The sequence below is a fragment of the Variovorax sp. 679 genome, assembly GCF_003952185.1.
In the GTDB taxonomy this organism is placed as follows: domain Bacteria; phylum Pseudomonadota; class Gammaproteobacteria; order Burkholderiales; family Burkholderiaceae_C; genus Variovorax.
In genome coordinates, this window is the sequence record NZ_RXFS01000010.1 from 24,687 (window position 1) to 49,309 (window position 24,623).

At 65.9% G+C, this 24,623-nt stretch carries 22 protein-coding genes; 3 read left to right on the plus strand and 19 right to left on the minus strand.

Annotation, left to right across the window (positions count from 1 at the left end; all coding sequences use genetic code 11):
• Positions 1–13: 13 nt before the first annotated feature.
• The 18 genes from carB to rpsB form a co-directional block, all read right to left on the minus strand.
• A complete protein-coding gene (gene carB, locus EJO71_RS24600; protein WP_125951515.1) occupies positions 14–3,262 on the minus strand; it encodes a carbamoyl-phosphate synthase large subunit in 3,249 nt (1,082 codons plus the stop codon).
• Positions 3,255–4,448: a glutamine-hydrolyzing carbamoyl-phosphate synthase small subunit gene (gene carA, locus EJO71_RS24605; RefSeq protein WP_125951514.1), complete on the minus strand. Its 1,194-nt coding sequence runs from the start codon at positions 4,446–4,448 to the stop codon at positions 3,255–3,257. Before carA ends, carB begins: the two co-directional genes overlap by 8 nt.
• 142 nt (positions 4,449–4,590) lie before the next feature.
• Complete coding sequence (locus EJO71_RS24610; protein ID WP_125951513.1) at positions 4,591–5,376, minus strand: RNA methyltransferase; 786 nt, start codon at positions 5,374–5,376, stop codon at positions 4,591–4,593.
• 11 nt (positions 5,377–5,387) lie between these two features.
• Positions 5,388–6,083 (minus strand): ribonuclease HII, encoded by a 696-nt coding sequence (rnhB, locus tag EJO71_RS24615; RefSeq protein WP_125951512.1) that lies wholly within the window; start codon positions 6,081–6,083, stop codon positions 5,388–5,390.
• Entirely contained in the window at positions 6,055–7,203 is a 1,149-nt protein-coding gene (gene lpxB, locus EJO71_RS24620) for a lipid-A-disaccharide synthase (RefSeq protein WP_125951511.1), read from the minus strand. The genes rnhB and lpxB overlap by 29 nt, the downstream gene beginning before the upstream one ends.
• Positions 7,204–7,213: 10 nt before the next feature.
• Positions 7,214–8,002 (minus strand): acyl-ACP--UDP-N-acetylglucosamine O-acyltransferase, encoded by a 789-nt coding sequence (gene lpxA, locus EJO71_RS24625; protein WP_125951510.1) that lies wholly within the window; start codon positions 8,000–8,002, stop codon positions 7,214–7,216.
• Between the two features lie 34 nt (positions 8,003–8,036).
• Positions 8,037–8,486, minus strand: coding sequence for a 3-hydroxyacyl-ACP dehydratase FabZ (gene fabZ / locus EJO71_RS24630; protein ID WP_021007523.1), 450 nt, complete (start codon positions 8,484–8,486; stop codon positions 8,037–8,039).
• 23 nt (positions 8,487–8,509) lie between these two features.
• Positions 8,510–9,487 carry a UDP-3-O-(3-hydroxymyristoyl)glucosamine N-acyltransferase gene (gene lpxD / locus EJO71_RS24635; RefSeq protein WP_125951509.1) on the minus strand — a complete coding sequence of 326 codons (978 nt, stop codon included), beginning with the start codon at positions 9,485–9,487 and terminating at the stop codon, positions 8,510–8,512.
• Positions 9,488–9,501: 14 nt separating this feature from the next.
• The gene (locus tag EJO71_RS24640; RefSeq protein ID WP_125951508.1) at positions 9,502–10,047 is read right to left on the minus strand and encodes an OmpH family outer membrane protein; all 546 of its coding nucleotides are present in this window, start codon (positions 10,045–10,047) and stop codon (positions 9,502–9,504) included.
• Positions 10,048–12,483, minus strand: a complete 2,436-nt coding sequence (gene bamA, locus EJO71_RS24645) for an outer membrane protein assembly factor BamA (RefSeq protein ID WP_125951507.1) — start codon at positions 12,481–12,483, stop codon at positions 10,048–10,050.
• 39 nt (positions 12,484–12,522) lie between these two features.
• Positions 12,523–13,896, minus strand: coding sequence for an RIP metalloprotease RseP (gene rseP / locus EJO71_RS24650; protein WP_125951506.1), 1,374 nt, complete (start codon positions 13,894–13,896; stop codon positions 12,523–12,525).
• A gap of 27 nt (positions 13,897–13,923) precedes the next feature.
• A complete protein-coding gene (gene ispC / locus EJO71_RS24655; protein ID WP_240651515.1) occupies positions 13,924–15,084 on the minus strand; it encodes a 1-deoxy-D-xylulose-5-phosphate reductoisomerase in 1,161 nt (386 codons plus the stop codon).
• Positions 15,085–15,110: 26 nt separating this feature from the next.
• Positions 15,111–15,956, minus strand: a complete 846-nt coding sequence (locus EJO71_RS24660) for a phosphatidate cytidylyltransferase (RefSeq protein WP_125951504.1) — start codon at positions 15,954–15,956, stop codon at positions 15,111–15,113.
• 22 nt (positions 15,957–15,978) lie between these two features.
• Positions 15,979–16,701, minus strand: coding sequence for a polyprenyl diphosphate synthase (uppS, locus tag EJO71_RS24665; RefSeq protein WP_125951503.1), 723 nt, complete (start codon positions 16,699–16,701; stop codon positions 15,979–15,981).
• A gap of 8 nt (positions 16,702–16,709) precedes the next feature.
• Positions 16,710–17,270 (minus strand): ribosome recycling factor, encoded by a 561-nt coding sequence (gene frr / locus EJO71_RS24670; protein WP_125951502.1) that lies wholly within the window; start codon positions 17,268–17,270, stop codon positions 16,710–16,712.
• 11 nt (positions 17,271–17,281) lie between these two features.
• Complete coding sequence (pyrH, locus tag EJO71_RS24675; RefSeq protein ID WP_093202350.1) at positions 17,282–18,004, minus strand: UMP kinase; 723 nt, start codon at positions 18,002–18,004, stop codon at positions 17,282–17,284.
• 96 nt (positions 18,005–18,100) lie between these two features.
• Complete coding sequence (tsf, locus tag EJO71_RS24680) at positions 18,101–19,024, minus strand: translation elongation factor Ts (protein ID WP_125951501.1); 924 nt, start codon at positions 19,022–19,024, stop codon at positions 18,101–18,103.
• Positions 19,025–19,105: 81 nt separating this feature from the next.
• Positions 19,106–19,858 carry a 30S ribosomal protein S2 gene (rpsB, locus tag EJO71_RS24685; RefSeq protein ID WP_125951500.1) on the minus strand — a complete coding sequence of 251 codons (753 nt, stop codon included), beginning with the start codon at positions 19,856–19,858 and terminating at the stop codon, positions 19,106–19,108.
• A 207-nt stretch (positions 19,859–20,065) separates the two neighbouring features.
• On the opposite strand from rpsB, the gene EJO71_RS24690 reads away from it, so the two are divergent.
• Together EJO71_RS24690 and EJO71_RS24695 are read left to right on the plus strand one after the other, a co-directional pair.
• Positions 20,066–21,388 (plus strand): amidase, encoded by a 1,323-nt coding sequence (locus tag EJO71_RS24690; protein WP_125951499.1) that lies wholly within the window; start codon positions 20,066–20,068, stop codon positions 21,386–21,388.
• A gap of 56 nt (positions 21,389–21,444) precedes the next feature.
• Positions 21,445–22,698 carry a D-amino acid dehydrogenase gene (locus tag EJO71_RS24695; protein ID WP_125951498.1) on the plus strand — a complete coding sequence of 418 codons (1,254 nt, stop codon included), beginning with the start codon at positions 21,445–21,447 and terminating at the stop codon, positions 22,696–22,698.
• Here EJO71_RS24695 and EJO71_RS24700 read toward each other — a convergent pair.
• On the minus strand, positions 22,688–23,116 hold the full coding sequence (locus EJO71_RS24700) for a hypothetical protein (protein WP_125951497.1): 429 nt from the start codon (positions 23,114–23,116) through the stop codon (positions 22,688–22,690). The genes EJO71_RS24695 and EJO71_RS24700 overlap by 11 nt on opposite strands.
• A 41-nt stretch (positions 23,117–23,157) precedes the next feature.
• On the opposite strand from EJO71_RS24700, the gene EJO71_RS24705 reads away from it, so the two are divergent.
• Positions 23,158–24,621, plus strand: a complete 1,464-nt coding sequence (locus tag EJO71_RS24705; RefSeq protein WP_125951496.1) for an NAD(P)H-hydrate dehydratase — start codon at positions 23,158–23,160, stop codon at positions 24,619–24,621.
• The last annotated feature ends 2 nt before the right edge of the window (positions 24,622–24,623 follow it).

The window sequence follows — 24,623 nt, forward strand, 5'->3', positions numbered from 1 at the left end:
ATGGCGATGCCGCTCAGGCCGTGGCCAGTTGCGCGTGCATTTCCTGCACCGAGATCACGCCGAGCTCGTCCATGAAGCCCATGCCCTCGACTGCGGCTTCGGCGCCGAAGATCGTGGTGAAGGTCGTCACGCGGGCCTGCAGAGCCGAGGTGCGGATCTGGCGCGAATCGGTGATGGCGTTGCGGCGCTCTTCCACCGTGTTGATGACCAGTGCAATCTCGTTGTTCTTGATCATGTCCACGATGTGCGGGCGGCCCTCGGTCACCTTGTTCACCGTCGCGCACTCGATGCCGGCAGCATTGATGGCGGCGGCCGTGCCCTTGGTCGCGATCAGCTCGAAGCCCAGCTTGGCCAGGCCGCGTGCCACCTCGACGGCGCGCGCCTTGTCGTTGTTCTTCACCGAGATGAAGACCTTGCCCGACTTCGGCAGGTGCGTGCCAGCACCCAGCTGCGACTTCACGAAGGCTTCGCCGAAGGTCTTGCCCACGCCCATCACTTCGCCGGTCGACTTCATCTCGGGGCCGAGGATGGTGTCCACGCCCGGGAACTTGACGAACGGGAACACGGCTTCCTTCACGCTGAAGTACGGCGGCGTGACTTCCTTCGTCACGCCCTGCGACTTCAGCGACTGGCCGGCCATGCAGCGTGCCGCTACCTTGGCGAGCTGGATGCCGGTGGCCTTGCTCACGTAGGGCACGGTGCGCGATGCGCGCGGGTTCACTTCGAGCACGTAGATGACGTCCTTGCCGTCCTTCTGCTGGATGGCGAACTGCACGTTCATCAGGCCGACCACGTTCAGCGCGGCCGCCATGGCGGCGCTCTGGCGCTTCAGCTCGGTCACCGTCTCGGCGCTCAGGCTGTAGGGCGGCAGCGAGCAGGCGGAGTCGCCAGAGTGCACGCCGGCCTGCTCGATGTGCTCCATCACGCCGCCGATCAGGGTCTGGCCCTCGGCGTCGCGCAGGCAGTCGACATCGCACTCGACAGCGTCGTTCAGGAAGCGGTCGAGCAGCACCGGCGAGTCGTTGCTGACCTTGACGGCTTCGCGCATGTAGCGCTCGAGGTCGCGTTGCTCGTGCACGATTTCCATCGCGCGGCCGCCCAGCACGTAGCTCGGGCGCACCACCAGCGGGTAGCCCAGTGCCGCGGCCTTTTCAAGCGCCTCGACTTCGGTACGCGCGGTGGCGTTCGGCGGTTGCAGCAGCTTGAGTTCGTGCAGCAGCTTCTGGAAGCGCTCACGGTCTTCGGCAGCGTCGATCATGTCGGGCGAGGTGCCGATGATCGGCACGCCGTTGGCCTCGAGGTCGAGCGCGAGCTTCAGCGGCGTCTGGCCGCCGTACTGCACGATCACGCCAAGCGGCTTCTCGCGGTCGACGATCTCGAGCACGTCTTCGAGCGTGAGCGGCTCGAAGTACAGGCGGTCCGAGGTGTCGTAGTCGGTCGACACGGTCTCGGGGTTGCAGTTGACCATGATGGTCTCGTAGCCGTCCTCTCGCATGGCGAGCGCGGCATGCACGCAGCAGTAGTCGAACTCGATGCCCTGGCCGATGCGGTTGGGACCGCCGCCGAGCACCATGATCTTCTTCTTGTCGCTGGGGTCGGCCTCGCACTCGTCTTCGTAGGTCGAGTACATGTAGGCCGTGTTGGTGGCGAACTCGGCCGCACAGGTGTCCACGCGCTTGTAGACCGGGCGCACGCCCAGGGCGCGGCGCTTCTCGCGGATGGCCGTGTCGGTGGTGCGCAGTTGCTTGGCCAGGCGACGGTCGGAGAAGCCCTTCTGCTTCAGCAGACGCAACGTGGCGGCGTCGATATCGTCGAGCGACTTGGTTTCGAGTTCGAGCTCGATCTTCACGATCTCCTCGATCTGAACCAGGAACCAGGGGTCGATCTTGGTGAACGCGAACACTTCGTCCACGCTCATGCCCTGTGCGAAGGCATCGCCCACGTACCAGATGCGCTCGGGACCGGGCTCGCCCAGTTCCTTCTCGAGCACTTCGCGGTCCTGCGTCTTCTCGTTCATGCCGTCGACGCCGACTTCGAGGCCGCGCAGCGCCTTCTGGAACGACTCCTGGAAGGTGCGGCCCATGGCCATCACCTCGCCCACCGACTTCATCTGGGTGGTGAGGCGCGAATCGGCCTGCGGGAACTTCTCGAAGGCGAAGCGCGGGATCTTGGTGACCACGTAGTCGATCGAGGGCTCGAACGACGCCGGCGTGGCGCCGCCCGTGATCTCGTTGCGCAGCTCGTCGAGCGTGTAGCCCACGGCCAGCTTGGCCGCGACCTTGGCGATCGGGAAGCCCGTGGCCTTGGAGGCCAGTGCCGACGAACGCGACACGCGCGGGTTCATCTCGATGACGACCATGCGGCCGTCCTTCGGGTTGATCGAGAACTGCACGTTCGAGCCGCCGGTGTCGACACCGATCTCGCGCAGCACGGCCAGCGAGGCGTTGCGCAGGATCTGGTATTCCTTGTCGGACAGCGTCTGCGCGGGAGCCACGGTGATCGAGTCGCCGGTGTGCACGCCCATCGGGTCGAGGTTTTCGATGGAGCAGACGATGATGCAGTTGTCGGCCTTGTCGCGCACGACTTCCATCTCGTACTCTTTCCAGCCGAGCAGCGATTCTTCGATCAGCAGCTCGTTGGTCGGCGAGGCTTCGATGCCGCGCTTGCAGATGGTCTCGAACTCTTCCGGGTTGTAGGCGATGCCGCCGCCCGTGCCGCCGAGCGTGAAGCTGGGGCGGATGACCGTCGGGAAACCGACGTTCTTCTGCACCGCCCAGGCTTCGTCCATCGAGTGCGCGATGCCGGAGCGGGCCGAGCCCAGTCCGATCTTGGTCATCGCGTCCTTGAACTTCAGGCGGTCTTCGGCCTTGTCGATGGCCTCGGGCGTGGCGCCGATCAGCTCGACGGGCTTGTTGGTGGCTGCGCCCGTGTACTTGTCGAGCACGCCGTTGCGCCACAGGTCGAGCGCGCAGTTCAGCGCGGTCTGGCCGCCCATGGTCGGCAGGATCGCGTCGGGGCGTTCCTTGGCGATGATCTTCTCGACCGTCTGCCAGGTGATGGGCTCGATGTAGGTGACGTCGGCCGTGGCCGGGTCGGTCATGATCGTCGCGGGGTTGCTGTTGATCAGGATGACCTTGTAGCCCTCTTCGCGCAGGGCCTTGCAGGCCTGCACGCCGGAGTAGTCGAACTCGCAGGCCTGGCCGATGATGATCGGGCCGGCGCCGATGATGAGGATCGATTTGAGGTCTGTGCGCTTAGGCATTCTCTTTCTCCGTCTTTTCCGTCTTGTTCTTTTCCATGAGTGCCGTGAAGCGATCGAACAGGTAGCCGATGTCGTGCGGGCCCGGCGAGGCTTCGGGGTGGCCCTGGAAGCAGAACGCGGGCTTGTCGGTGCGCGCCAGGCCCTGCAGCGTGTTGTCGAACAGGCTGATGTGGGTGGGGCGCAGGTTGGCCGGCAGCGACTTCTCGTCGACCGCGAAGCCGTGGTTCTGGCTGGTGATGCTCACGCGGCCGTTGTCGAGGTCCTTCACCGGATGGTTCGCGCCATGGTGGCCGAACTTCATCTTGAAGGTCTTGGCGCCCGAGGCCAGCGCCATGATCTGGTGGCCCAGGCAGATGCCGAAGGTGGGAATGCCGGTCTCGATCAGTTCCTTGACGGCGCTGACGGCGTAGTCGCAGGGCTCCGGGTCGCCGGGGCCGTTGGCCAGGAAAATGCCGTCGGGTTTCAGCTTGAGCACGTCGGCCGCGGGCGTCTGCGCCGGCACTACGGTGATGCGCGCGCCGCGCTGGGCGATCATGCGCAGGATGTTCTTCTTGACGCCGTAGTCGAAGGCGACGACGTGGAAGCGCGGCGTGATCTGCACACCGTAGCCCGACCCCAGCTTCCACTCGGTCTCGGTCCATTCGTAGGTCTGCTTGACCGACACGACCTTGGCGAGGTCGAGGCCCGACATGCTCGGCGCGGCCTTGGCTGAGGCGATGGCCTTGTCGATCAGCGCCTGCGTCACGGTCTCGCCCGCGGCCAGGCCCAGGATGCAGCCGTTCTGCGCGCCGTTGGTACGCAGGTGGCGGGTGAGCTTGCGGGTGTCGATGTTCGCGATGGCCACGGTGTTGCCGGACACGAGGTACTCGGTCAGCGTCGCGGTCTTGCGGAAGTTGGAGGCGACGAGGGGCAGGTCCTTGATGATCAGGCCCGCGGCATGGATCTTGTCGGCTTCGATGTCCTCGCCGTTGACGCCGTAGTTGCCGATGTGCGGATACGTGAGCGTCACGATCTGCTGGCAGTAGCTCGGGTCGGTGAGGATTTCCTGGTAGCCGGTCATGGCGGTGTTGAACACCACTTCACCGGTCGTGGAGCCGGCGGCTCCGATCGAATTGCCGAGAAAGACCGTGCCGTCTGCGAGCGCCAGGATGGCGGGCGGGAAACTTCCCTTGAGAGACAAAAGCACTGGGTTCTCCGGATGGTTACGGTCGCCCGGAGCCTCAGGCGTGTAGCCTGGGGACTGCTGCTTAAGGGGAAGATGGCGTTGTAGGCGGCCGGGCGACGCTGATTTGCGAGTAAGCCCCCGATTGTAGCCCGGACTGGGTGTGTTATTTGGCCTGCAGGGCTGCTCCGCTCGCATGCAGGCAGATTGCGGCGGCGGCGGCCACGTTGAGCGACTCCTCGCCGCCCGGCTGCGCGATGCGGATGTGGTGGGTGGCGCGGGCCTCCAGCACGGGCGACACGCCCTGCCCTTCATGGCCCATCAGCCAGGCGCATGGATGCGGCAATTCGGCCTTGTGGAGCCATTCGCCGCGATGCGAACTGGTTGCCACCAGCGGCACTTTCAGGCCCTCGAGCACCTCGGCATCCACGCCCTCGATCAGCCGCAGGCCGAAATGAGCGCCCATGCCGGCGCGCAGCACCTTCGGAGCCCACAGCGCTGCCGTGCCCTTGAGCGCGATCACCTGGGTGAAGCCGAAGGCGGCGGCGCTGCGCAGGATGGAGCCCACATTGCCCGCGTCCTGCAGGCGGTCGAGCACTACGCTGGAAGCGTTGGGCAGCAATTCGGGCCTGGCTGGCACATCGAGCACGAAACCCATCGGCGCGGGAGATTCCAACCCGCTGATGCCACGCAGCAGATCGTCGGCAACGACTACTGCTTTGATAGCACCAACCGACCATTCGGCCGGCGCCTTGGGCCAGAAAGACTCCGAGAACACGGCGATGGCAGGCTTGACGCCCCGCTCGAGCGCCGCCCGGCACAGGTGGTCTCCTTCGAGCCAGAGGCGACCGAGCTTGCGATAGGCACCCGGATCCTGCGCAAGCTTGCGCAAGTCCTTGAGCAGCGGGTTGTCGCGCGAGCTGATGTGGCTGGCGCCGGTATCTGCAGTCATCGTGGCGAATTTCAGGGCACAGCTGAGCCGGCCATCTCTGCCGGCTTTCCGGATTCGGCGGGCCGCATCACGCTCAGCACGCCACCCGTACGGGCCAACGCCGCCGCCACAGGGCTGAACGACTTGCGGTGATGCACGCAGGCGCCATGGCGCTGCAGCGCCTCCAGGTGCTCGCGCGTGCCATAGCCCTTGTGGCCGGCAAAGCCGTAATGCGGAAATTCGGTGTGCAGCTGCTCGCACAGCCGGTCGCGATGCACCTTCGCCAGGATCGACGCGGCGGAAATCGCCTTGACCCGCGCATCGCCCTTGACGATGGCTTCTGCCAGCACGTCGAGCGTCGGCAGGCGGTTGCCGTCGACCAGCACCTTCACCGGCTTGAGCCGCAGCCCCTCGACCGCGCGGCGCATCGCGAGCATCGTTGCCTGCAGGATGTTGTGGGTGTCGATCTCCTCGACGGTGGCTTGCGCGATGGAGCAGCACAGCGCCTTGGCGAGGATCTGGTCGTGCAGGCGTTCGCGCTGCAGGGCGGTCAGTACCTTGGAGTCCGCGAGGCCGGGGATGGGCCGCATGTCGTCCAGGATCACGGCCGCCGCCACCACGGGCCCGGCCAGGGGGCCCCGGCCCGCTTCGTCGACGCCCGCGATAAGGCCGGGCGCATCCCACACCAGCGGGGCCTGCTCAGCCTTCAAGAACTTTCTGGATCGCATCGGCGCAAAGTGTGGGCGTATCGCGCTGCAATTGCACATGCAGCTCTGAAAATCTTTGTTGCAGGGCCTGCGTCTTCTCCGGCGCGTCGAGCCAGGCCAGCGTGGCTTGGGCCAGTGCCTCGGGCGTGGCAGCTTCCTGCAGCAACTCCGGCACCACGAACTCGCGGCACAGGATGTTGGGCAAGCCGACCCAGGGCTGCAACTGCTTGCGCTGCATGAAGCGCCACGACAGCGAGTTCATGTTGTAGGCGATGACCATCGGCCGCTTGAACAGCGCCGCCTCGAGCGTGGCAGTCCCGCTGGCGATCAGCGTGACATCGCAGGCGGCCAGCGCGGCGTGCGATTGGCCGTCGAGCAGTTTCACCCGCCCAGCCATGCCGCTGGCCTGCAACAAGGCTTCGACCTCTGCGCGCAAGCCCGGGATGATGGGGGCGATGAACTGGAGTTCCGGCCGTGCCTTCTGCATCAGCGCTGCGGCAGCAAAGAAACGTGCGGCCAGGTAGCGGATTTCGGAGCGGCGGCTGCCCGGCAGCAAGGCGACGACCGGCGCATCGGGCGACAAGCCCAGCGCGGCGCGCGCACCGGCCCGGTCGGGCGTCATCGGGATCACGTTGGCGACGGGGTGGCCGACATAGCTCGCAGCCACGCCCTGCTCCGCCAGCAAGGCAGGCTCGAACGGGAAAATGCACAGCACATGGTCGGCCGCCGCCCGGATCTTCTCGATGCGCTCCGGCCGCCAAGCCCAGATCGACGGGCAGACGAAATGCACCGTCTTCATGCCCTGGCTGCGCAGGCCGGCTTCGAGGTCGAGGTTGAAATCGGGCGCATCGACGCCGATGAACAGCTCGGGCCGCTCGCGCAGCAGCCGGGCCTTGAGTTGGCGGCGGATACCGGCGATTTCCGCGTAGTGCCGCAGCACCTCGATGTAGCCGCGCACCGCGAGCTTTTCCTGCGGCCACCAACTCTGGAAGCCGTGAGCCAGCATCCGGGGGCCGCCGATGCCGGCAGTCTGGAGATCTGGCCAACGAGCCAGGAGGCCGTCGAGCAGCAGGCCCGCGAGCAGGTCGCCGGAGGCTTCGCCCGCGACCAGCGCGAAGCGTCGCTGTCCGTCGTTCTGCATCGCCGTCACTTCAGCGCGCGATGCCGCGCGTCGAGTTGGCGAGGAAGGCTTCCATCAACGCGACATCGCCGGCAGCTTCCGGCATTTCCGTCGCAAGCTCGGCGATGCCGGCACGCGCCTCTTCGAGCGTCTTGCCCTGGCGGTACAGCAGGCGGTGCATCTGCTTCACAGCCGCAAGCCGCTGGGCGGAGAAATCGCGCCGGCGCAGGCCGACGATGTTGAAGCCACGCACGGCCAGCGGATTGCCGTCGACCAGCATGAAGGGCGGCACATCCTGCGTGACAGCGCTGGCAAAGCCGAGCATGGCGTGGGCACCGACCGAAACGAACTGGTGAATGCCCGTGAGTCCGCCGACCGTTACCCAGTCGGCCAGGTGCACATGCCCCGCCAGCGTGGTGTTGTTGGCCAGCGTAGTGTGGTTGTCGATACGACAGTCGTGCGCTATGTGCGTGTACGCCATGATCCAGTTATCGCTGCCCACGCGCGTCACGCCCCCCGCCCCCGGCACGCCGAGGTTGAAGGTGCAGAACTCGCGGATCACGTTGCGGTCGCCGATGACGAGTTCGGTCGGCTCGCCGGCGTATTTCTTGTCCTGCGGCACGGCGCCGAGAGACGAGAACTGGAAGATGCGGTTGTCGCGCCCGATGGTCGTGCGCCCCTCGATCACGCAGTGCGCGCCGATGGTAGTGCCCGCGCCGACCCGAACGTGCGGACCGATCACGGTATAGGGCCCGACCGACACCGAGGCGTCGAGTTGTGCCTGGGGGTCGACGATGGCCGTGGAATGAACCTGGGTCATGCCTATTGAAGAATCGGCTTCGGCTGTGGCCGGATCAGTTGATCTGGCGCATGGCGCACATCAGCGTCGCCTCGCAGGCGAGTTCGCTGCCCACCAGGGCCCGCCCCTTGAACTTGGAGATGCCCGCCTTCATGCGCTCGATCTCGACCTCGAGCGTCAGCTGGTCGCCGGGCTCCACGGGGCGCTTGAAGCGCGCGCCGTCGATGGCGGCGAAGTAGTAGACGGTGTTGTCGTCCGGCACGATGTCGAGCGAATGGAACGACAGCAGGGCCGCGGCCTGGGCCATGGCTTCGAGCATCAGCACGCCCGGCATCACCGGCCGGTGCGGGAAGTGACCATTGAAGAACGGCTCGTTCATCGTCACGTTCTTGAGCGCCGTGATGCGCTTGCCCTTTTCCATGTCCAGCACGCGGTCCACCAGCAGGAACGGGTAGCGGTGAGGCAGCAGCTTGAGGATTTGATGGATATCGAGCGTCGTCGTCATGATTTTCTGGTCCTGCATCGTCGTCATTTTTTCGAGGGAGCCTTCTCCAGCGCCTTCAGTCGTTCGCGCAGGCTGTGCAACTGCTTGAGCGTTGCCGCATTCTTTTCCCAGCTCGCATTGTCATCGATGGGAAACATACCGGTGTATTGGCCGGCCTTGTGGATCGAACGGGTGACCACAGTCGCGGCCGACACATGCACGCCGTCGGCCACCGTCAGGTGACCCAGCACGATGGCGCCGCCGCCGAACGTGCAGTTGGCGCCGATGGTCGCGCTGCCGGCCACGCCGACACAGCCCGCCATGGCGGTGTTCTTGCCGACCCGCACGTTGTGGCCGATCTGGATCAGGTTGTCGAGCTTCACGCCGTCTTCGATCACGGTGTCGTCGAGCGCGCCGCGGTCGATGCAGGTATTGGCGCCGATCTCGACGTCGTCGCCGATGCGCACCGCGCCCAGCTGTTCGATCTTGACCCAGCGCCCTTCGTGCGGTGCAAGGCCGAAACCGTCGGCGCCGATGACCACGCCCGGATGCAACAGGCAGCGCTCGCCGATGGTGCAGTCCTCGCTGACCGTCACACGCGACTTCAGCACGGTGCCCGCACCGATGCGCGCGCCCCGCTCCACCACGCACAGCGCACCGATGCGCGCCGTAGCGTCGACCTGCGCCTCGGCGTGGATCACTGCGCTGGGATGGATGCGATCAGCCTCCGGACGCGCGTGATGCGCCTTCCAGAGCTGCGTGAGACGGGCAAAGTAGAGATACGGATCGGGCGTGACAATGAAGGCCCCGCGCGCCGCAGCGGCCTCGCGCATGGCGGGCGACACGATCACGCAGGCAGCCTTCGAGGTCGCCAGCTCCTGCTGGTATTTGGGATGGCTCAGGAAACTGAGCGCATCGGGCTGCGCATTCTGCAGCGGCGCAAGCCGCTCGATGGACAGAGCCGAATCGCCATGAAGCTCGCCCCCGAGGGCGTCGACAATGGCTCCGAGCTGCAGTGACACGCCGGTTCGCGGCGTTACTTGCCGGCCGCGGGGGCAGGAGAGCCGACCGACGCGTTCAGCGCCTTGATCACCTTGTCGGTGATGTCGTGCTTCGGATTGATGTAGATCGCTTCCTGCAGGATGGCGTCGTACTTCTCCGCCTCGGCCACCTGCTTCACCACGCGATTGGCCCGCTCGTAGACCTGCTGGAGCTCTTCGTTCTTGCGCGCGTTCAGGTCTTCCTGGAATTCACGGCGCTTGCGCTGGAAATCGCGGTCCTGGTCGACCAGTGCACGCTGACGGGAAACCCGCTGGCTCTCGGACAGAGTGGGCGCCTCGCGCTCGAACTTCTCCGATGCGGCCTTCAGAGCGTCGCCTTGCGCGGTCAGATCCTTCTCGCGCTTCAGGAACTCGGCCTCGAGCTTTGCCTGGGCGGTCTTGGCCGGCTGCGCTTCGCGCAGCACGCGGTCCGGGTTCACGAAACCGATGCGAAAGGTTTCCTGCGCCTGGGCGGGTGCCACTGCAAGCGCAAAAGCGGGAATCAACAACGCACCGGCCGCGGCGCGAATCAAATGCTTCATTTAGAAAGACGTTCCGATCTGGAATTGGAGGCGCTGAATTCTATCCTTCGGGATCGTGACCAGGCCCGTCTTGGGGTCCGTGACCTCCTTCTGGGACCTGATGGGGAAGGCATAGGCAAGGCGCAGCGGGCCCAGCGGGGAGATCCAGCTGACGCCAAGGCCGACGGAGGCGCGCAGCCTCTTCTCAGCCTTCCATTGCTCGTCACTCACGTTGGGAGCACGCGAACCGAACACGTTGCCGACGTCGAAGAAGCCGTACAGGCGCAGCGTGCGGTCGTTGCCGGCGCCAGGGAACGGCGTGCTCAGCTCGGCGTTGAAGATCGCCTTCTTGGTGCCGCCGATAGCCGCGCCTTCGGTCTGGAACGGAAGCGGCGCGTCGCGCGGACCCAGCGAGTTCTGTTCGAAGCCACGAACCGAACCCAGGCCACCCGCGTAGAAGTTCTTGAAGATCGGATACACCTTGCTGCCGAGCGCCTTGGCATAGCCCACTTCGCCGTTGATCGAGAAGGTGTACTGCTTGTTGATCGCGAAGAACTGCTGGTACTGGTAGCTCGTCTTGAGGTACTTCATGTCGCCGGCGGCACCCAGCTCGAGGTTCGCGCGCTGCAGGCGACCCGTGGTCGGAACCAGCGCACTGTCGCGATTGTCCCGGCCCCAACCCACGGTCAGCGGAACACCCCAGACGCTCTTCTGATCGCAACTCGTCACCAACAGGCCCGTGGCGTCCTTCTTGCACTGGAAGTAGTTGAGGTATGTCGGCGGCGTATACAGGCCGGAGAAGGCCGTGACGCTGTTGGGATCGAAGGCGTAGCGCTCGAGGCCGACGCCGAAGTAGACCGTGTCGACTTCGCTGAACGGAACGCCGAAGCGGATCGAGGCGCCCTGGTTCACCAGCTTGTAGTCGCCGTCGATCGTCGTCGAGTACGGTCGCGTCGTCGTGTGATAGAGGCTGATCGTGCGCGAGATGCCATCCGGCGTGAAGTACGGGTCGGTGGTCGTCAGCGACAGCGTGCGGTTGTACTTGCTGGTGTTGACCTGCACGCCCAGGAAATTGCCCGAGCCGAACACGTTTTCCTGCGAGATACCGAAGGTCAGCGCGACCTTTTCCGCGCTCGAGTAGCCGGCGCCAAGCTGCAGGCTGCCGGTGGGCTTTTCGGCCACGTTGACGGTCAGGTCCACCTGGTCGGGCGAGCCGGGCACTTCCTGCGTTTCGACATTCACCTCGGTGAAGAAGCCGAGGCGGTCCACGCGGTCGCGCGAGAGCTTGATCTTGTCGCCGTCGTACCAGGAGGCTTCGTACTGGCGGAACTCGCGGCGAATGACTTCGTCGCGCGTCTTGTTGTTGCCGCCGACCGAGACACGCCGCACGTACACGCGGCGCGATGGCTCGGCCTGCAGCGTGAGCGCCACGCGATTGTTGACGCGGTCGATGTCGGGCCGCGCCTGCACGCGCGCAAACGCGTAGCCGAAGGTGCCGAAATAGTCGTTGAAGGCCTTGGTCGTCTCGGTGACCTGCTCGCCGTTGTACGGCTCGCCCGGCTTGATGGTGATGAGCGACTTGAACTCGTCATCGCGGCCGAGGTAATTGCCATCGAGCTTGACGCTCGACACCACGAACTTCTCGCCTTCCGTGATGTTCACGGTCACCGTCAGGTCCTTGCGGTCTGGCGAGATGGCGACCTGGGTCGAGTCGATGCGGAACTCGAGGTAGCCGCGCGTGATGTAGTACGAGCGCAGGGTTTCAAGGTCGGCGTTGAGCTTGGCGCGCGAATACTGGTTCGATTTCGTGTACCAGCTCATGAAGCCACCGCTGTCCTGATCGAACAGGCTCAGAAGCGTCGACTCGCTGAAGGCCTTGTTGCCGACCACATGCACTTCACGGATGCGGGCCGAATCGCCTTCGGTCACGGTGAAGGTCAGGTTGACGCGATTGCGCTCGATGGGCGTGACGGTGGTCACGACCTGCGCGTTGTAGAGGCTGCGACTCACGTACTGGCGCTTGAGCTCCTGCTCCGCGCGGTCGGCCAGCGCCTTGTCGTAGGGACGACCATCGGCCAGGCCGATTTCGCGCAGCGCCTTCTGCAGCGCAGCCTTGTCGAATTCCTTGGCGCCGACGAAATCGACGTCCGCGATGGTCGGCCGCTCTTCGACGATGACCACCAGCACGTTGCCGTTCACGTCGATGCGCACATCCTTGAACAACCCCAGGTCGAACAGCGCACGGATCGCGGCGGAGCCGCGTTCGTCGCTGTAGGTGTCGCCCACGCGCAGCGGCAGCGACGCGAAGATCGTGCCGGCTTCGACGCGTTGCAGGCCTTCGACGCGAATGTCGCGCACCGTGAAAGGCTCTACGGCCCAGGCTGCCGTGGCTGCGAGCGCACTGGCAACCACCGCGGCAACGCTACGCAGGCGAAAGCGACTGAAGTTTTTGTTCATCTGTGAATTGAGCCGGCACGGAAAGGGCCGGGCAGAAAGTTAACCAAAGAGCCGCGTGACGTCGTTGAAGAGTGCGACCGACATCATGACCAGCAGCAGGGCCACACCCCCGCGCTGAAGCCGTTCCATCCAGGCGTCGGAGACGCTCTTGCCGGTCAGGCCCTCCCAAAGATAATACATCAGGTGTCCCCCATCGAGGACCGGCAGCGGCATGAGATTGAGGACCCCGAGGCTCACGCTGATGAGTGCCAGGAAGACCAGATACTGAGTGAAACCGAGGCTTGCGGACTTGCCCGCGTAGTCGGCGATCGTGAGCGGACCGCTCAGGTTTTTGAGCGACGCTTCGCCGATGACCATCTTGCCCATCATGCGCACGGTCAGCGCCGACACCTCCCAGGTGCGCACCACGCCACGCCATACGCCGTCGACCACACCCTGGCGCACCGTCACCATCTCGGGCGGTGCACCGACGTACGCACCGACGCGCCCCACCTTGACACCGCCCTCTTCCCGCACCTCGGGCTTCACGTCGATGACGAGCGACCGTCCACCGCGCTCGATCTGCCAGGCCTGGGTACGCGGCTGGTCGCCGTCGACCGACGCCCGGATCACTTCGCGCAGTTGCTGCCCGTCGATGATCGCCGTGCCGCCGATGGCGCGCACGACGTCGCCGTTGTGCAGCCCAGCCGCCTCGGCCGCGCTGCCCTTCATGACTTCACCGATCTCGGGCCGGGTCAGGGGAGCCAGCACACCGATCTTGCGGAACATCTGCGGATCGGCGTCCTTCGCCTGCATGCGGCTCAGCGGAAGCACCAGCTGTTGCGCCGGCCGACCGCCCTCGCCCGCGACTTCGAGCGTCAGGTCGTGGCCGTCGAGGGCGCCGCGCGTCATGCGCCAGCGCAGATCCTCGAAGGACTGGACCGGCGACAGGTCGCCGTCGAAGCCTGCCCGCGTGATGTGCTCGCCGCCCTTCAGGCCCGCCACCTCGGCCAGGGAAGCCGCCACAGGCCGAGCCAGCGTGGCGACCGGCTCCTGCACCCCGATCCAGTTGACCGCCGTGTACAGCGCCACTGCCAGCAGCAGATTGGCAATCGGGCCGGCGGCCACGATGGCCGCGCGCGAACGCAAGGGCTGGGTGTTGAAGGCGCGATGGCGCTCCTCGGGCGCCACGGGGCCCTCGCGCTCGTCGAGCATCTTGACGTAGCCGCCGAAGGGAAATGCGCCGATGACGAACTCGGTCTGCTGGCCCGGATGCTGGCGCTTGGGCTGCCAACGGAGCAGCGCCTTGCCGAAGCCGACGGAAAAGCGCTCTACCTTGACGCCGCAGGCCACCGCGACGCGATAGTGGCCATACTCGTGCACCGCGATCAGGACACCGAGTGCAACTACGAAGGCTATGGCGGTGAGCAGCATCGGGATCCTTGGTTTCCGGGGAGAGCGTCAGGCTGCGAAACGCAGCGCCGCGGCATTGGCCGCCGCGCGCGCGCTGGCATCGATCGCCAGCAGGTCGGCCAGCGATGCCGGCTTGGAGGGAGCGACCCTCTCCAAAGTTTCCATGTTCACCGCATGTATGCAATCAAAACGCAGGCGGCGGTTAAGGAATGCTTCAACTGCGACCTCGTTGGCGGCATTGAGTACCGCCGTCGTGCCAGGCGCGGCGCGCAGCGCGTGCCACGCCAGCCCCAGGCCGGGAAAGAGCGCTGCGTCGGGGGATTCGAAAGTCAGCGAGGCCATCTGCCGGAAGTCGAGCCGGGCCGCGCCGCTCTCGATGCGCTCGGGCCAGGCCAGGCCCACCGCGATCGGCACCCGCATGTCGGGCGTGCCCAGTTGGGCGATGACCGATGCATCGGTGAACTGCACCATCGAGTGCACCACGCTCTGCGGATGGATGACGACCTCGATCTGGTCGGGCGAAATACCGAACAGGTGGCGCGCCTCGATCACCTCGAGCGCCTTGTTCATCATCGTGGCCGAGTCGACCGAAATCTTGCGGCCCATCACCCAGTTCGGATGGGCACAGGCCTGCTCGGGCGTCACCGCACTCAGGGTTTCCGGCGCGCGGGTGCGGAACGGGCCGCCCGAGGCGGTCAGGATGATCTTGTCGACGCGCCGTGCCCAGGTGGACGGGTCTTCGGGCAGCGACTGGAAGATGGCGGAATGCTCGCTGTCGATCGGCAGCAGCGTGGCACCACCTTCGCGGACAGTGCGCATGAAGAGTTCGCCGCCGACGACGAGCGCTTCCTTGTTGGCCAGCAGCAGCCGCTTGCCAGCGCGAGCGGCGGCCAGGCACGGCCCCAAACCCGCAGCGCCAACGATGGCGGCCATCACGGAATCAGTTTCCTCGTGGGACGCTATCGTTTCGAGAGCATCATCCCCCATCAAGACGGCCGTCTTCAGGCCGTTCTGCTTCAGTTTTTCGGCCAGCAGCACAGCGTGCGGCGCACTGGCCATCACAGCGAACTTCGGCGAGAACTGCGCACACTGCGCCAGCAGTTCGTCGACCTTGGTTGCGGCGGAAAGCGCGAACACCTCGAAACGCTCGGGGTGGCGCGAAATGACGTCGAGCGTGCTCACCCCGACCGAACCGGTCGAGCCGAGCACCGTGACACGTTGTCTTCTGGAAGGGTTCACAGGAAAGCCAGCATCATGGCAATGGGAAGCGCCGGCAAGAGGGCATCCACGCGGTCGAGGACGCCGCCGTGGCCGGGCAGCAGCCGGCTGCTGTCCTTGGCGCCGGCACTGCGCTTGATGAGAGATTCGACGAGGTCGCCCACGACGCTCATGGCCGCGAGGAACAGCGCGGCGAGCAGCAGCAGCCACCATCCTCGCTCGTTGAGACGGGTATACAGGCTGGCCACCGTCGCGCCCGCAGCCTTGTCGGCCCAGACCCAGGCAAACGCCAGCACCACCACGCCGATCATGCCGCCCCACACGCCTTCCCAGCTCTTGCCGGGACTGATCGCGGGCGCGAGCTTGCTGCGGGTGAACTTCAGACCGAAGGCGCGGCCGGCGAAATAGGCGAACACGTCGGCCACCCACACCAGCACGAGGATCGACAGCAGGAAGTTGATGCCGATCATGCGTGCCTGCACAGCAGCCAGCCACGCCACCCAGAGCGCCAGCAGGCCGCCGACCAGCCGCAGCCCACGTGGAATGCGGGGCCAGCCCGGCACCGCGACACGCAGCAGCGCGGCACCGCCCAGCACCCAGGCCGCGCTGGCCAGGGTCCACATCAGCACCAACGGTTGCTCCAGCAGCCTCAGCCACCAGGACAGCGCGCACAGCACCACCATCTCGACGCCCAGGAACAGAGACAACCCCTGGCCGTACCCGTTCAGGCGCCCCCACTCCCAGGCGGCGGCGCCGATCAGCACCAGCATGACGCAGGCAAAGGGGATGTAGCTTGGATAGAACAGCGCCGGCAGCAGGATCGCGAGAAGCACGACCGCCGTGATGATGCGTTGCTTGAGCATGCGGAAGGGGGTTGCCGCGCCTTCAGGCCGCGGCGGTGGAAGAGACTTGCGCGGAGGTCTGGCCGAAGCGCCGCTCGCGGCCTTGGAATGCGGCAATGGCCTCGTCCAGCGCGGCCTCGTCGAATTCGGGCCACAGCTTGTCGCTGAAGAAAAGCTCGGCGTAGGCGCTCTGCCAGAGAAGGAAATTTGACAACCTCTGCTCACCGCCGGTGCGGATGAACAGGTCGGGATCGGGCACGTGCGCCAGGGCCATGGCCCGGTCGAGGCTCAACTCGGTGATTGCTTCGCCCTGCGCCGCCAGTCTCGCTGCGGCCTGCGCGATGTCCCAACGACCGCCGTAGTTGAAGCAGACGTTGAGCACCATTCGCGTGTTGTGCGCCGTGGCGGCCTCGGCTTCGACGAGGCCTTTCACCATCTTCGGCGACAGACCGGCACGCTCGCCGACGAAATGCAGCCGTATGCCATCGGCGCTGAGCCTCGGGACCTCGCGGGCAAGAGCGCCGACCATCAATTCCATGAGCCCCGAGACTTCCTCGACGGGACGGTTCCAGTTTTCGGACGAGAAGGCGAACACCGTGAGCACGCCAACGCCGCGTTCGGCGCATGCCTTGACGCAGCGGCGCAGCGATTCGACGCCCTGCTTGTGCCCCGCGATGCGGGGCAGGAAGCGCCGCGTGGCCCATCGGCCGTTGCCATCCATGACGACGGCAACGTGGTGGGGAATGCGCGGCGCTGACGAGGCCATGGCAGGCCTCAAACGGCCATGATCTCCGCTTCCTTGGCCGCGACCAGACGATCGATTTCCGCGATGTGGCGGTCGGTGACCTTCTGGATCTCGACTTCGGCGCGCTTCTGGTCGTCTTCCGACGCCAGCTTGTCCTTGACCAGCTTCTTGACCGACTCGTTCGCGTCGCGACGCAGGTTGCGCGTGGCAATCTTGGCGCTCTCGCCTTCGTTGCGGACCAGCTTGGTCATTTCCTTGCGGCGCTCTTCGCTCATCGCAGGCAGCGGCACGCGGATCAGGTCGCCCATCGAGGCGGGATTCAAGCCCAGGTCGCTTTCGCGGATGGCCTTCTCGATCTTGGCGCCCATGCCCTTTTCCCAGGGCTGAACGCTGATGGTGCGCGAGTCGAGCACCGACACGTTGGCCACCTGGCTCAGCGGCACTTGCGAGCCGTAGTACTCGACGTGAATGGAATCGAGCAGCGCGGAATTGGCGCGGCCCGTACGGATCTTGGTGAGGTTGTTCTGGAATGCGGCGAGCGACTGGTTCATCTTCGCATCGGTCGCATTGCGGATGTCTGCAATGGTCATCTCAAATACTCCTAGGCATGCACCAGCGTGCCCTCGTCCTCGCCCATGACGACGCGCTTGAGCGCACCGTTCTTGAAGATCGAGAACACCTTGATCGGCAGCTTCTGGTCGCGGCACAGCGCGAAGGCCGTGGCGTCCATGATGCCGAGATTCTTCGCGATCGCCTCGTCGAAGGTCAGCGTGGCGTAGCGCGTTGCATCGGGGTTGGTCTTGGGGTCGGCGGTGTAGACGCCGTCGACCTTGGTCGCCTTGAGCACCAGCTCGGCGCCGATCTCGGCACCGCGCAGCGCGGCGGCGGTGTCGGTGGTGAAGAACGGATTGCCCGTGCCGGCCGCGAACACCACGACCTTGCCCTCTTCGAGGTACTGCAGGGCCTTGGGACGCACATAGGGCTCGACCACCTGCTCGATGGCGATGGCGGACATCACACGGGCCACGAGACCCTGCTTGTCCATCGCATCGGCCAGAGCCAGAGAGTTCATGACGGTAGCCAGCATGCCCATGTAGTCTGCAGTGGCGCGATCCATGCCGACCGAGCCTCCCGCGACGCCGCGGAAGATGTTGCCGCCACCGATCACGACCGCCACCTCGACGCCCATGTTCACGACCTCGGCCACCTCCTGCACCATGCGCACGATGGTCGCGCGGTTGATGCCGAAGGCATCGTCGCCCATCAATGCCTCTCCCGACAGCTTCAACAAGATTCGCTTGTGGGCTGGGCGGGCATCAGACATGGGCAATTTCCTTTGGTTTGGGCGGGACGAGTGTAAAACGTAGCGATGAAAAAGCGACGGTACGCGCGAGCGCACCGTCGCTGGAGCCGTAAAGGCTTAGGCAGCAGCCTTGGCGGCCGCGACTTGTGCAGCGACTTCTGCGGCGAAGTCGTCAACTTTCTTCTCAATGCCTTCGCCGACCACGTACAGGGTGAAGCCCTTGATCGTGGTGCTGGCGGCCTTGAGCATCTGCTCGACAGTCTGCTTGTCGTTCTTCACGAACGGCTGGTTGTGCAGCGAGACTTCCTTCAGGAACTTCTGCACGCCGCCTTCGATGCGCTTGGCAACGATGTCGGCCGGCTGCGGCTTCTTGCCCTCGGCCTCGGCCGTCTTGCGGTCTTCTTCCGCTTTGCCGGCAGCCACGGCGCGTTCCTTTTCGATCAGCTCGGCAGGCACGTCAGAAGCGGCGATCGACACGGGCTTCATGGCGGCGATGTGCATCGCGACGTCCTTGGCGGCGGTGTCATCGCCTTCGAACTCGACCATCACGCCGATGCGCGTGCCGTGCAGGTACGAAGCGAGCTTGCCGTTGCCGGCGAAGCGCTTGAAACGGCGGAAGCTCATGTTCTCGCCGATCTTGCCGATCAGGCCCTTGCGCACGTCTTCGAGCGTGGGGCCGAAGCCGTCCTGCTCGTAGGCCAGCGCGCCCAGCGCGGCGATGTCGGCCGGATTCTTCTCGGCGATCAGCTTGGCGGCGGCGTTGACCAGGGCCAGGAAGCTGTCGTTCTTCGAGACGAAGTCGGTTTCGCAGTTGACTTCGATCATGGCGCCGGCGGCGCCGTCAACGTACGCAGCCACCACGCCTTCAGCGGTGATGCGGCTCGATGCCTTGCCAGCCTTGTTGCCGAGCTTGATGCGCAGCAGCTCTTCGGCCTTTTCCATGTTGCCGTCGGCCTCGGTCAGGGCCTTCTTGCATTCCATCATCGGCGCGTCGGTCTTAGCGCGCAGCTCGCCAACCATGCTTGCGGTGATTGCAGCCATTTTGTATCTCCGTGAATTTCAAAAATCAGGTTAAAAAAAAGGGGCACCAAAGCCCCTTCTTCAGGCTCGCGGGCGCGCCAATCAGGCCGAAGCGCCCTCTTCGACTTCGACGAATTCGTCGCTGCCTTCGGCGATGGCCTTGACCACGTCGCCGGTGGCGCTGTTACGGCCTTCGATGATCGCGTCGGCGATGCCGCGGGCGTACAGCGTGACAGCCTTCGACGAGTCATCGTTACCGGGAATCACATAGTCGATGCCTTCGGGCGAGTGGTTGGAGTCCACCACGCCGATCAGCGGAATGCCAAGCTTCTTGGCTTCGGCCACGGCGATCTTGTGGAAGCCCACGTCGATCACGAAGATGGCGTCGGGCAGCGCAGCCATGTCCTGGATGCCGCCGATGTCCTTCTCGAGCTTCTCGATTTCGCGCGTAAACGTGAGCTGCTCTTTCTTGCTCAGGTTGTCGAGGCCGGCTTCTTGCTGGGCCTTCATGTCCTTCAGGCGCTTGATCGAGGTCTTGACCGTCTTGAAGTTGGTCAGCATGCCGCCGAGCCAACGGGTGTCGACGAAGGGCACGCCGGCGCGGCGGGCTTCAGCCGCCACGATTTCACGAGCCTGGCGCTTCGTACCAACCATCAGGATCGTGCCGCGATTGGCGGTGAGCTGCTTGGCGTACTTCATCGCATCCTGGAACATCGGGAGCGACTTTTCCAGGTTGATGATGTGAATCTTGTTGCGATGGCCGAAGATGTACGGAGCCATCTTGGGGTTCCAGAAGCGGGTTTGGTGACCGAAATGGACACCTGCTTCCAGCATTTCGCGCATGGTGGTAGACATTGAAATTACTCCAAAGGTTGGGTCTAAAATCCAGCCCGTTTTGCGCTCTTTGAACTGAGTCACAACACCTTGATTGGGCCGGTTTGCGGATGTGTTCGACTGGATGCAACGGGAGCCGTTGCTCAGCCAGCGAAACCCAAAGAGTATAGCACGGCCGCCGCCCTCTCCCTTGAACCCGGGCTGTCCACGCAGCCTACTGCCCCACACATGAACGACCTTCACGCCACCCGTCTCGACCTTCTGGCAGGTGGCTCCGATGCACGCACCGAAATGGAGCATGCCATCGACGTCGCCCGGTCCCCGGCCTGCGCGCACGTCTTCACCCGCACCATGTTCGACGAAGCCCGTCAGGCAGCGGCTGCGTCAAACTCCGAGAGCCGGCTTTCGGGCCTCCCATTCACGGCCAAGGACCTGTTCGACATCGAAGGCCAGCCTACCCCTGCCGGCTCCGCCGTCCTGGCCCACGCGCCTGCCGCAAAGGCCGACTCCCCTGCCGTGGCCCGGCTGCGTGCCGCGGGCGGCGTACTGACCGGCCGCACCAACATGACGGAATTCGCCTTTTCGGGCGTCGGCGTCAACCCGCATCACGGCACGCCGGCCAACACGAGTGACGCCGCCACGCCACGCATTCCGGGTGGCTCGTCGTCCGGCGCCGCGATCTCGGTGGCCAGCGGGGCCGCGTTCATCGGCCTGGGCTCAGACACCGGCGGCTCGATCCGCATCCCGGCAGCCCTGAACGGCATCGTCGGCTTCAAGAACACGGCCCGGCTGACGCCCGCGGCCGGTGCGCTGCCGCTTTCGACCACCCTCGATACCGTCTGCGCCATGACGCGCTCGGTGCGCGACGCCATCACCGCGCACGAGATCCTTGCCGCACGCCGGGTGACCGCCGGTAACGCCCCTTTGGCCGCCTACAGGCTGGCGGTGGTGAAGAACGTGTTCTTCGACGGCATCGAGCCCGCCGTGGCTGCCGCCTTCGAGCGTTCGCTGAAGGCGCTTCGCACCGCCGGCGCCCGCATCGTGGAGATCGAACTGCCTGAACTCGCCGAACTGGCGGCCATCAACGCCACCGGAGGCTTCTCCGCCGCCGAGTCGTACGCCTGGCATCGCCTGCTGCTGGAGCGCAGCGGCGCGGGCTACGACCCGCGCGTGGCACAGCGCATCCTGCGCGGCGCCACGATGAAGGCGCATGAATACATCGACCTGATCCACGCCCGCCGCGACTGGATCGCCCGCGTCGAAACCGCGCTCGCGCCGTTCGACGCCGTGCTGTCGCCGACCGTGCCGATCACCGCGCCGTCCATCGCCAGCGTGGCACCGGGTGCCGAGCGCGACGAGGAATTCTTCCGCGTCAATGCCCTGCTGCTGCGCAACCCGTCGATCGTCAACATGCTCGACGGCTGCGCCATCTCGCTGCCCTGCCACGCCGCCGGCGAACTGCCGGTGGGCCTGATGCTGTGGCACGCCGCGCTGCACGACAACGCCATCCTCGCGGTGGCGCTCCAGACCGAGCGCGCGCTGCAAGAATAAAGGCCGACGCGTCCGCTTCCGCGGGCGCGAGCCACATCTCCTATCCTGAACATTCAATGAAAATCGCGATCGTGGGCGCCGGCATCATCGGCGTCACAACCGCCTGGGAACTGGTCTCCGACGGCCATGAAGTGACCGTGTTCGAGCGCCGGGGCGCCGCCGCCGAGGAAGCCAGCTTCGCCAACGCCGGCGTGGTCGCTCCCGGATACGTCACGCCATGGGCCGCCCCCGGCATGCGCGGCAAGGTGCTGCGCTCGCTGCTGTCCTCGCACGGCGCAATCAAGCTGCGCTGGCCGCTGGCCTCGCGCGACCTCGGCTGGCTCTCGCGCTGGCAGAAGGCCTGCAAGCTCGAGACCTACCTGGCCAACCGCGCCCGCATGCAGCGACTGGCCTTCTACAGCCGCAACCGGCTGCACGAAGTGACCGAGGCTCGCGAGCTCAGCTACGAACGCAGCGACGGCTACATGGTGCTGCTGCGCTCCAAGCGCGACAGGAAACTGGTGCAGCCCGGCCTGGACGTGCTGCGCGCGGCCGGCAGCGTCTTCAAGGAAATCGACGCCGACGAAGCCCGGCTGATCGAGCCCGCCCTCAATCCCGACACCCCGCTGGTCGGCGCGATCCACCTGCCCGAGGACGAAGTGGCCAACTGCCGCCAGTTCGCGCTGCTGCTCAAGTGGGAAGCCGAGTCCTTCGGTGCCCAGTTTCATTTCAACTGCGACATCGCACCGCTGAGCCGGGCGGCCCCCACCTCGCTGTCGCTGGCGAGCGGCTCCGACCCGGTTCGCTACGACGCGGTCGTGGTCTGCGCCGGCCTGGCTTCCGCAGCGCTGCTGCGGCCGCTCGGCCTGCGCATCCCAATGGCGCCGGTCTACGGCCATTCGGTAAGCGCGCCGATCCGCGAGCCGCTCAACGCGCCGCGCAGCGCCGTGATGGACGAGCGCTACAAGGTCGCCATTTCCCGCCTGGGCCAGCGCGTGCGGGTGGCCGGCAGCGCCGAAATCGGCGGCTCGCTGGACACGATGAATCCGGCCGCGGTGCAGACGCTCTACAAGGTGCTGCACGACTGGTTCCCAGGCGCGGCCACGCTGCAGTCCGGCGTGCAGCAATGGAAAGGCGCACGGCCAATGCTGCCCGACGGGCCGCCGGTGCTGGGCGCCAGCGGCATTCCCGGCGTCTGGCTCAACCTCGGCCATGGATCGAGCGGCTGGGCACTGTCTTGCGGCAGCGCGCGCGTGCTGGGCGACCTGATCGCCGGGCAGGATCCGGGCATCGACCTCGAAGGGCTCGGGGTCGAGCGGCTCAGTCTTTAGGATCCCAGCGGCGCAGGGCCTCGGGGCTCGCGGGCCGCTCGACCGGCAGTTCGGGTTCCGGCGGGGGCCAGAGCCTTTGGGCGATCCACCCGAGCAAGGCCGGAGCAACCAACGCAAAGAAGACCAGGCACAGCACGCCGGCGCCCAGCAGCATCAGGCGCATCGGGCCGGACACAGTTTCGGCCGGCAGATCGAACCAGCGGATCACGCTGAAACCGAAGCCGACATTGGCGGCCCAGGCCGCGTCTCGCAGAGGCACCCAACGCTTCAGGTCGGCCAGCACGAAGACGGTCCACACAGCGCCCAGCAGGCCAAGGACCCAGCCCGCTCCGGCAATCCATGCAACCGCCCCGGCCAGGAAAGCGGCGAGCACCGTAAAGAGCAGGACAAGCAGCCAACCGATGCTCTTGAAGTTCATCCCCGGATGATAGGAACACGACGCGACGGCACAATGCGCCGATGCAACGCATCACCTCCGCCACCGCTGCCGACCTGTTCGACATCGCCGCCACGCGTCGCATCGAGCAGGCTGCGGCGGCCGCCCTGCCCGCCCACGCGCTGATGCAACGCGCAGGGCTCGCAGTCGCGCGGCTTGCGATGGCGATTGCCCCCCACGCTCGCACGATCTGGGTAGCCTGCGGACCGGGAAACAACGGCGGCGACGGCTTCGAGGCCGCGGCCCAACTGCGGCATCGAGGTTTCTTTCCAGTAGTCACATTCCTGGGAGACGAGAGCCGCCTGCCGCCGGATGCCAAGACATCGCTGCAGCGCGCCCGCGACGCGGGCGTCACCTTCGCGCCAACACCCCCATTGGCTTATGAACTGGCGATCGACGCGCTGCTCGGCATCGGATCGACGCGACCACCCGAAGGCACGATGGCCGAATGGCTGGCGAAGATGCACGCAAGCGGCCAGCCTGTGCTCTGCGTCGATGTGCCATCCGGCCTGAATGCCGATACCGGCACGCGGCCCGACGGCACCGACCGCGCGCAGACTTCGTCGGTCCGTACGTGCATCACCTTTCTCACGCTGAAGCCCGGCCTGTTCACCGCCCAGGGCCGCGACGCAGCCGGCACCGTGTGGTTCGACGATCTGGGGTGCAGCGCGTTCAAGGATCAGCCAGTCGCCCGGATCGCCGGCGCACCCGATGCGCAGCCGCGCGCCCACGCCTCGCACAAGGGCAGCTATGGCGATGTCGCGGTGATCGGTGGAGCGTCCGGCATGGCGGGCGCCGCCTTGCTGGCCGGCTCGGCGGCATTGCATGGCGGTGCGGGACGTGTATTCGTCGGATTGCTCGATCCGGATGCAGCCCCGGTCGACACTGCACAACCCGAGCTGATGCTGCGCGACGCCCGGGCACTCGACCTCTCCGGCATGACGGCTGTCTGCGGTTGCGGCGGCGGAGAAACCGTGCGCGAACTACTGCCGCGCGTGCTCTCGACAGCCACGGCCCTGGTGCTCGACGCCGACGCCCTCAATGCCATTGCGACCGATGACGCGCTGCAAGCCCAGCTGGCATCGCGGGGAAGAAGCGGAATGCCCACGGTGATCACGCCGCATCCGCTGGAAGCTGCACGCCTGCTGGGCCGCACAGCCGGCGAGATTCAAGCTGACAGGCTGGCTGCCGCTCGGGAACTCGCCACGCGCTTCGATGTAGTGGCTGTGCTCAAGGGCTCGGGCACCGTCATTGCCGGCACCACCGATACCCCACCGGTCATCAACCTGAGTGGCAATGCCCGCCTGGCGACCGCAGGCACCGGCGACGTGCTGGCCGGCATGATCGCCTCGGCACTGGCCGCGGGTCGGCCGGCCTTCGAAGCGGCGCGCGAAGCCGTCTGGCTGCATGGCCACATCGCCGACACATGGCCGGCCGACGCGGCCCCGCTCACCGCCGGCGCGCTGGCCCGCCGCGCGCCCATCTGAAA

Excerpts from the sequence above, each read along its gene's own strand:
- carB (WP_125951515.1), bottom strand. The coding sequence starts at position 3,262 with ATGCCTAAGCGCACAGACCTCAAATCGATCCTCATCATCGGCGCCGGC.
- EJO71_RS24610 (WP_125951513.1), bottom strand. The coding sequence starts at position 5,376 with ATGACTGCAGATACCGGCGCCAGCCACATCAGCTCGCGCGACAACCCG.
- rnhB (WP_125951512.1), bottom strand. The coding sequence starts at position 6,083 with ATGCGATCCAGAAAGTTCTTGAAGGCTGAGCAGGCCCCGCTGGTGTGG.
- lpxB (WP_125951511.1), bottom strand. The coding sequence starts at position 7,203 with ATGCAGAACGACGGACAGCGACGCTTCGCGCTGGTCGCGGGCGAAGCC.
- lpxA (WP_125951510.1), bottom strand. The coding sequence starts at position 8,002 with ATGACCCAGGTTCATTCCACGGCCATCGTCGACCCCCAGGCACAACTC.
- fabZ (WP_021007523.1), bottom strand. The coding sequence starts at position 8,486 with ATGACGACGACGCTCGATATCCATCAAATCCTCAAGCTGCTGCCTCAC.
- EJO71_RS24640 (WP_125951508.1), bottom strand. The coding sequence starts at position 10,047 with ATGAAGCATTTGATTCGCGCCGCGGCCGGTGCGTTGTTGATTCCCGCT.
- bamA (WP_125951507.1), bottom strand. The coding sequence starts at position 12,483 with ATGAACAAAAACTTCAGTCGCTTTCGCCTGCGTAGCGTTGCCGCGGTG.
- rseP (WP_125951506.1), bottom strand. The coding sequence starts at position 13,896 with ATGCTGCTCACCGCCATAGCCTTCGTAGTTGCACTCGGTGTCCTGATC.
- EJO71_RS24660 (WP_125951504.1), bottom strand. The coding sequence starts at position 15,956 with ATGCTCAAGCAACGCATCATCACGGCGGTCGTGCTTCTCGCGATCCTG.
- uppS (WP_125951503.1), bottom strand. The coding sequence starts at position 16,701 with ATGGCCTCGTCAGCGCCGCGCATTCCCCACCACGTTGCCGTCGTCATG.
- frr (WP_125951502.1), bottom strand. The coding sequence starts at position 17,270 with ATGACCATTGCAGACATCCGCAATGCGACCGATGCGAAGATGAACCAG.
- pyrH (WP_093202350.1), bottom strand. The coding sequence starts at position 18,004 with ATGTCTGATGCCCGCCCAGCCCACAAGCGAATCTTGTTGAAGCTGTCG.
- tsf (WP_125951501.1), bottom strand. The coding sequence starts at position 19,024 with ATGGCTGCAATCACCGCAAGCATGGTTGGCGAGCTGCGCGCTAAGACC.
- rpsB (WP_125951500.1), bottom strand. The coding sequence starts at position 19,858 with ATGTCTACCACCATGCGCGAAATGCTGGAAGCAGGTGTCCATTTCGGT.
- EJO71_RS24690 (WP_125951499.1), top strand. The coding sequence starts at position 20,066 with ATGAACGACCTTCACGCCACCCGTCTCGACCTTCTGGCAGGTGGCTCC.
- EJO71_RS24695 (WP_125951498.1), top strand. The coding sequence starts at position 21,445 with ATGAAAATCGCGATCGTGGGCGCCGGCATCATCGGCGTCACAACCGCC.
- EJO71_RS24700 (WP_125951497.1), bottom strand. The coding sequence starts at position 23,116 with ATGAACTTCAAGAGCATCGGTTGGCTGCTTGTCCTGCTCTTTACGGTG.
- EJO71_RS24705 (WP_125951496.1), top strand. The coding sequence starts at position 23,158 with ATGCAACGCATCACCTCCGCCACCGCTGCCGACCTGTTCGACATCGCC.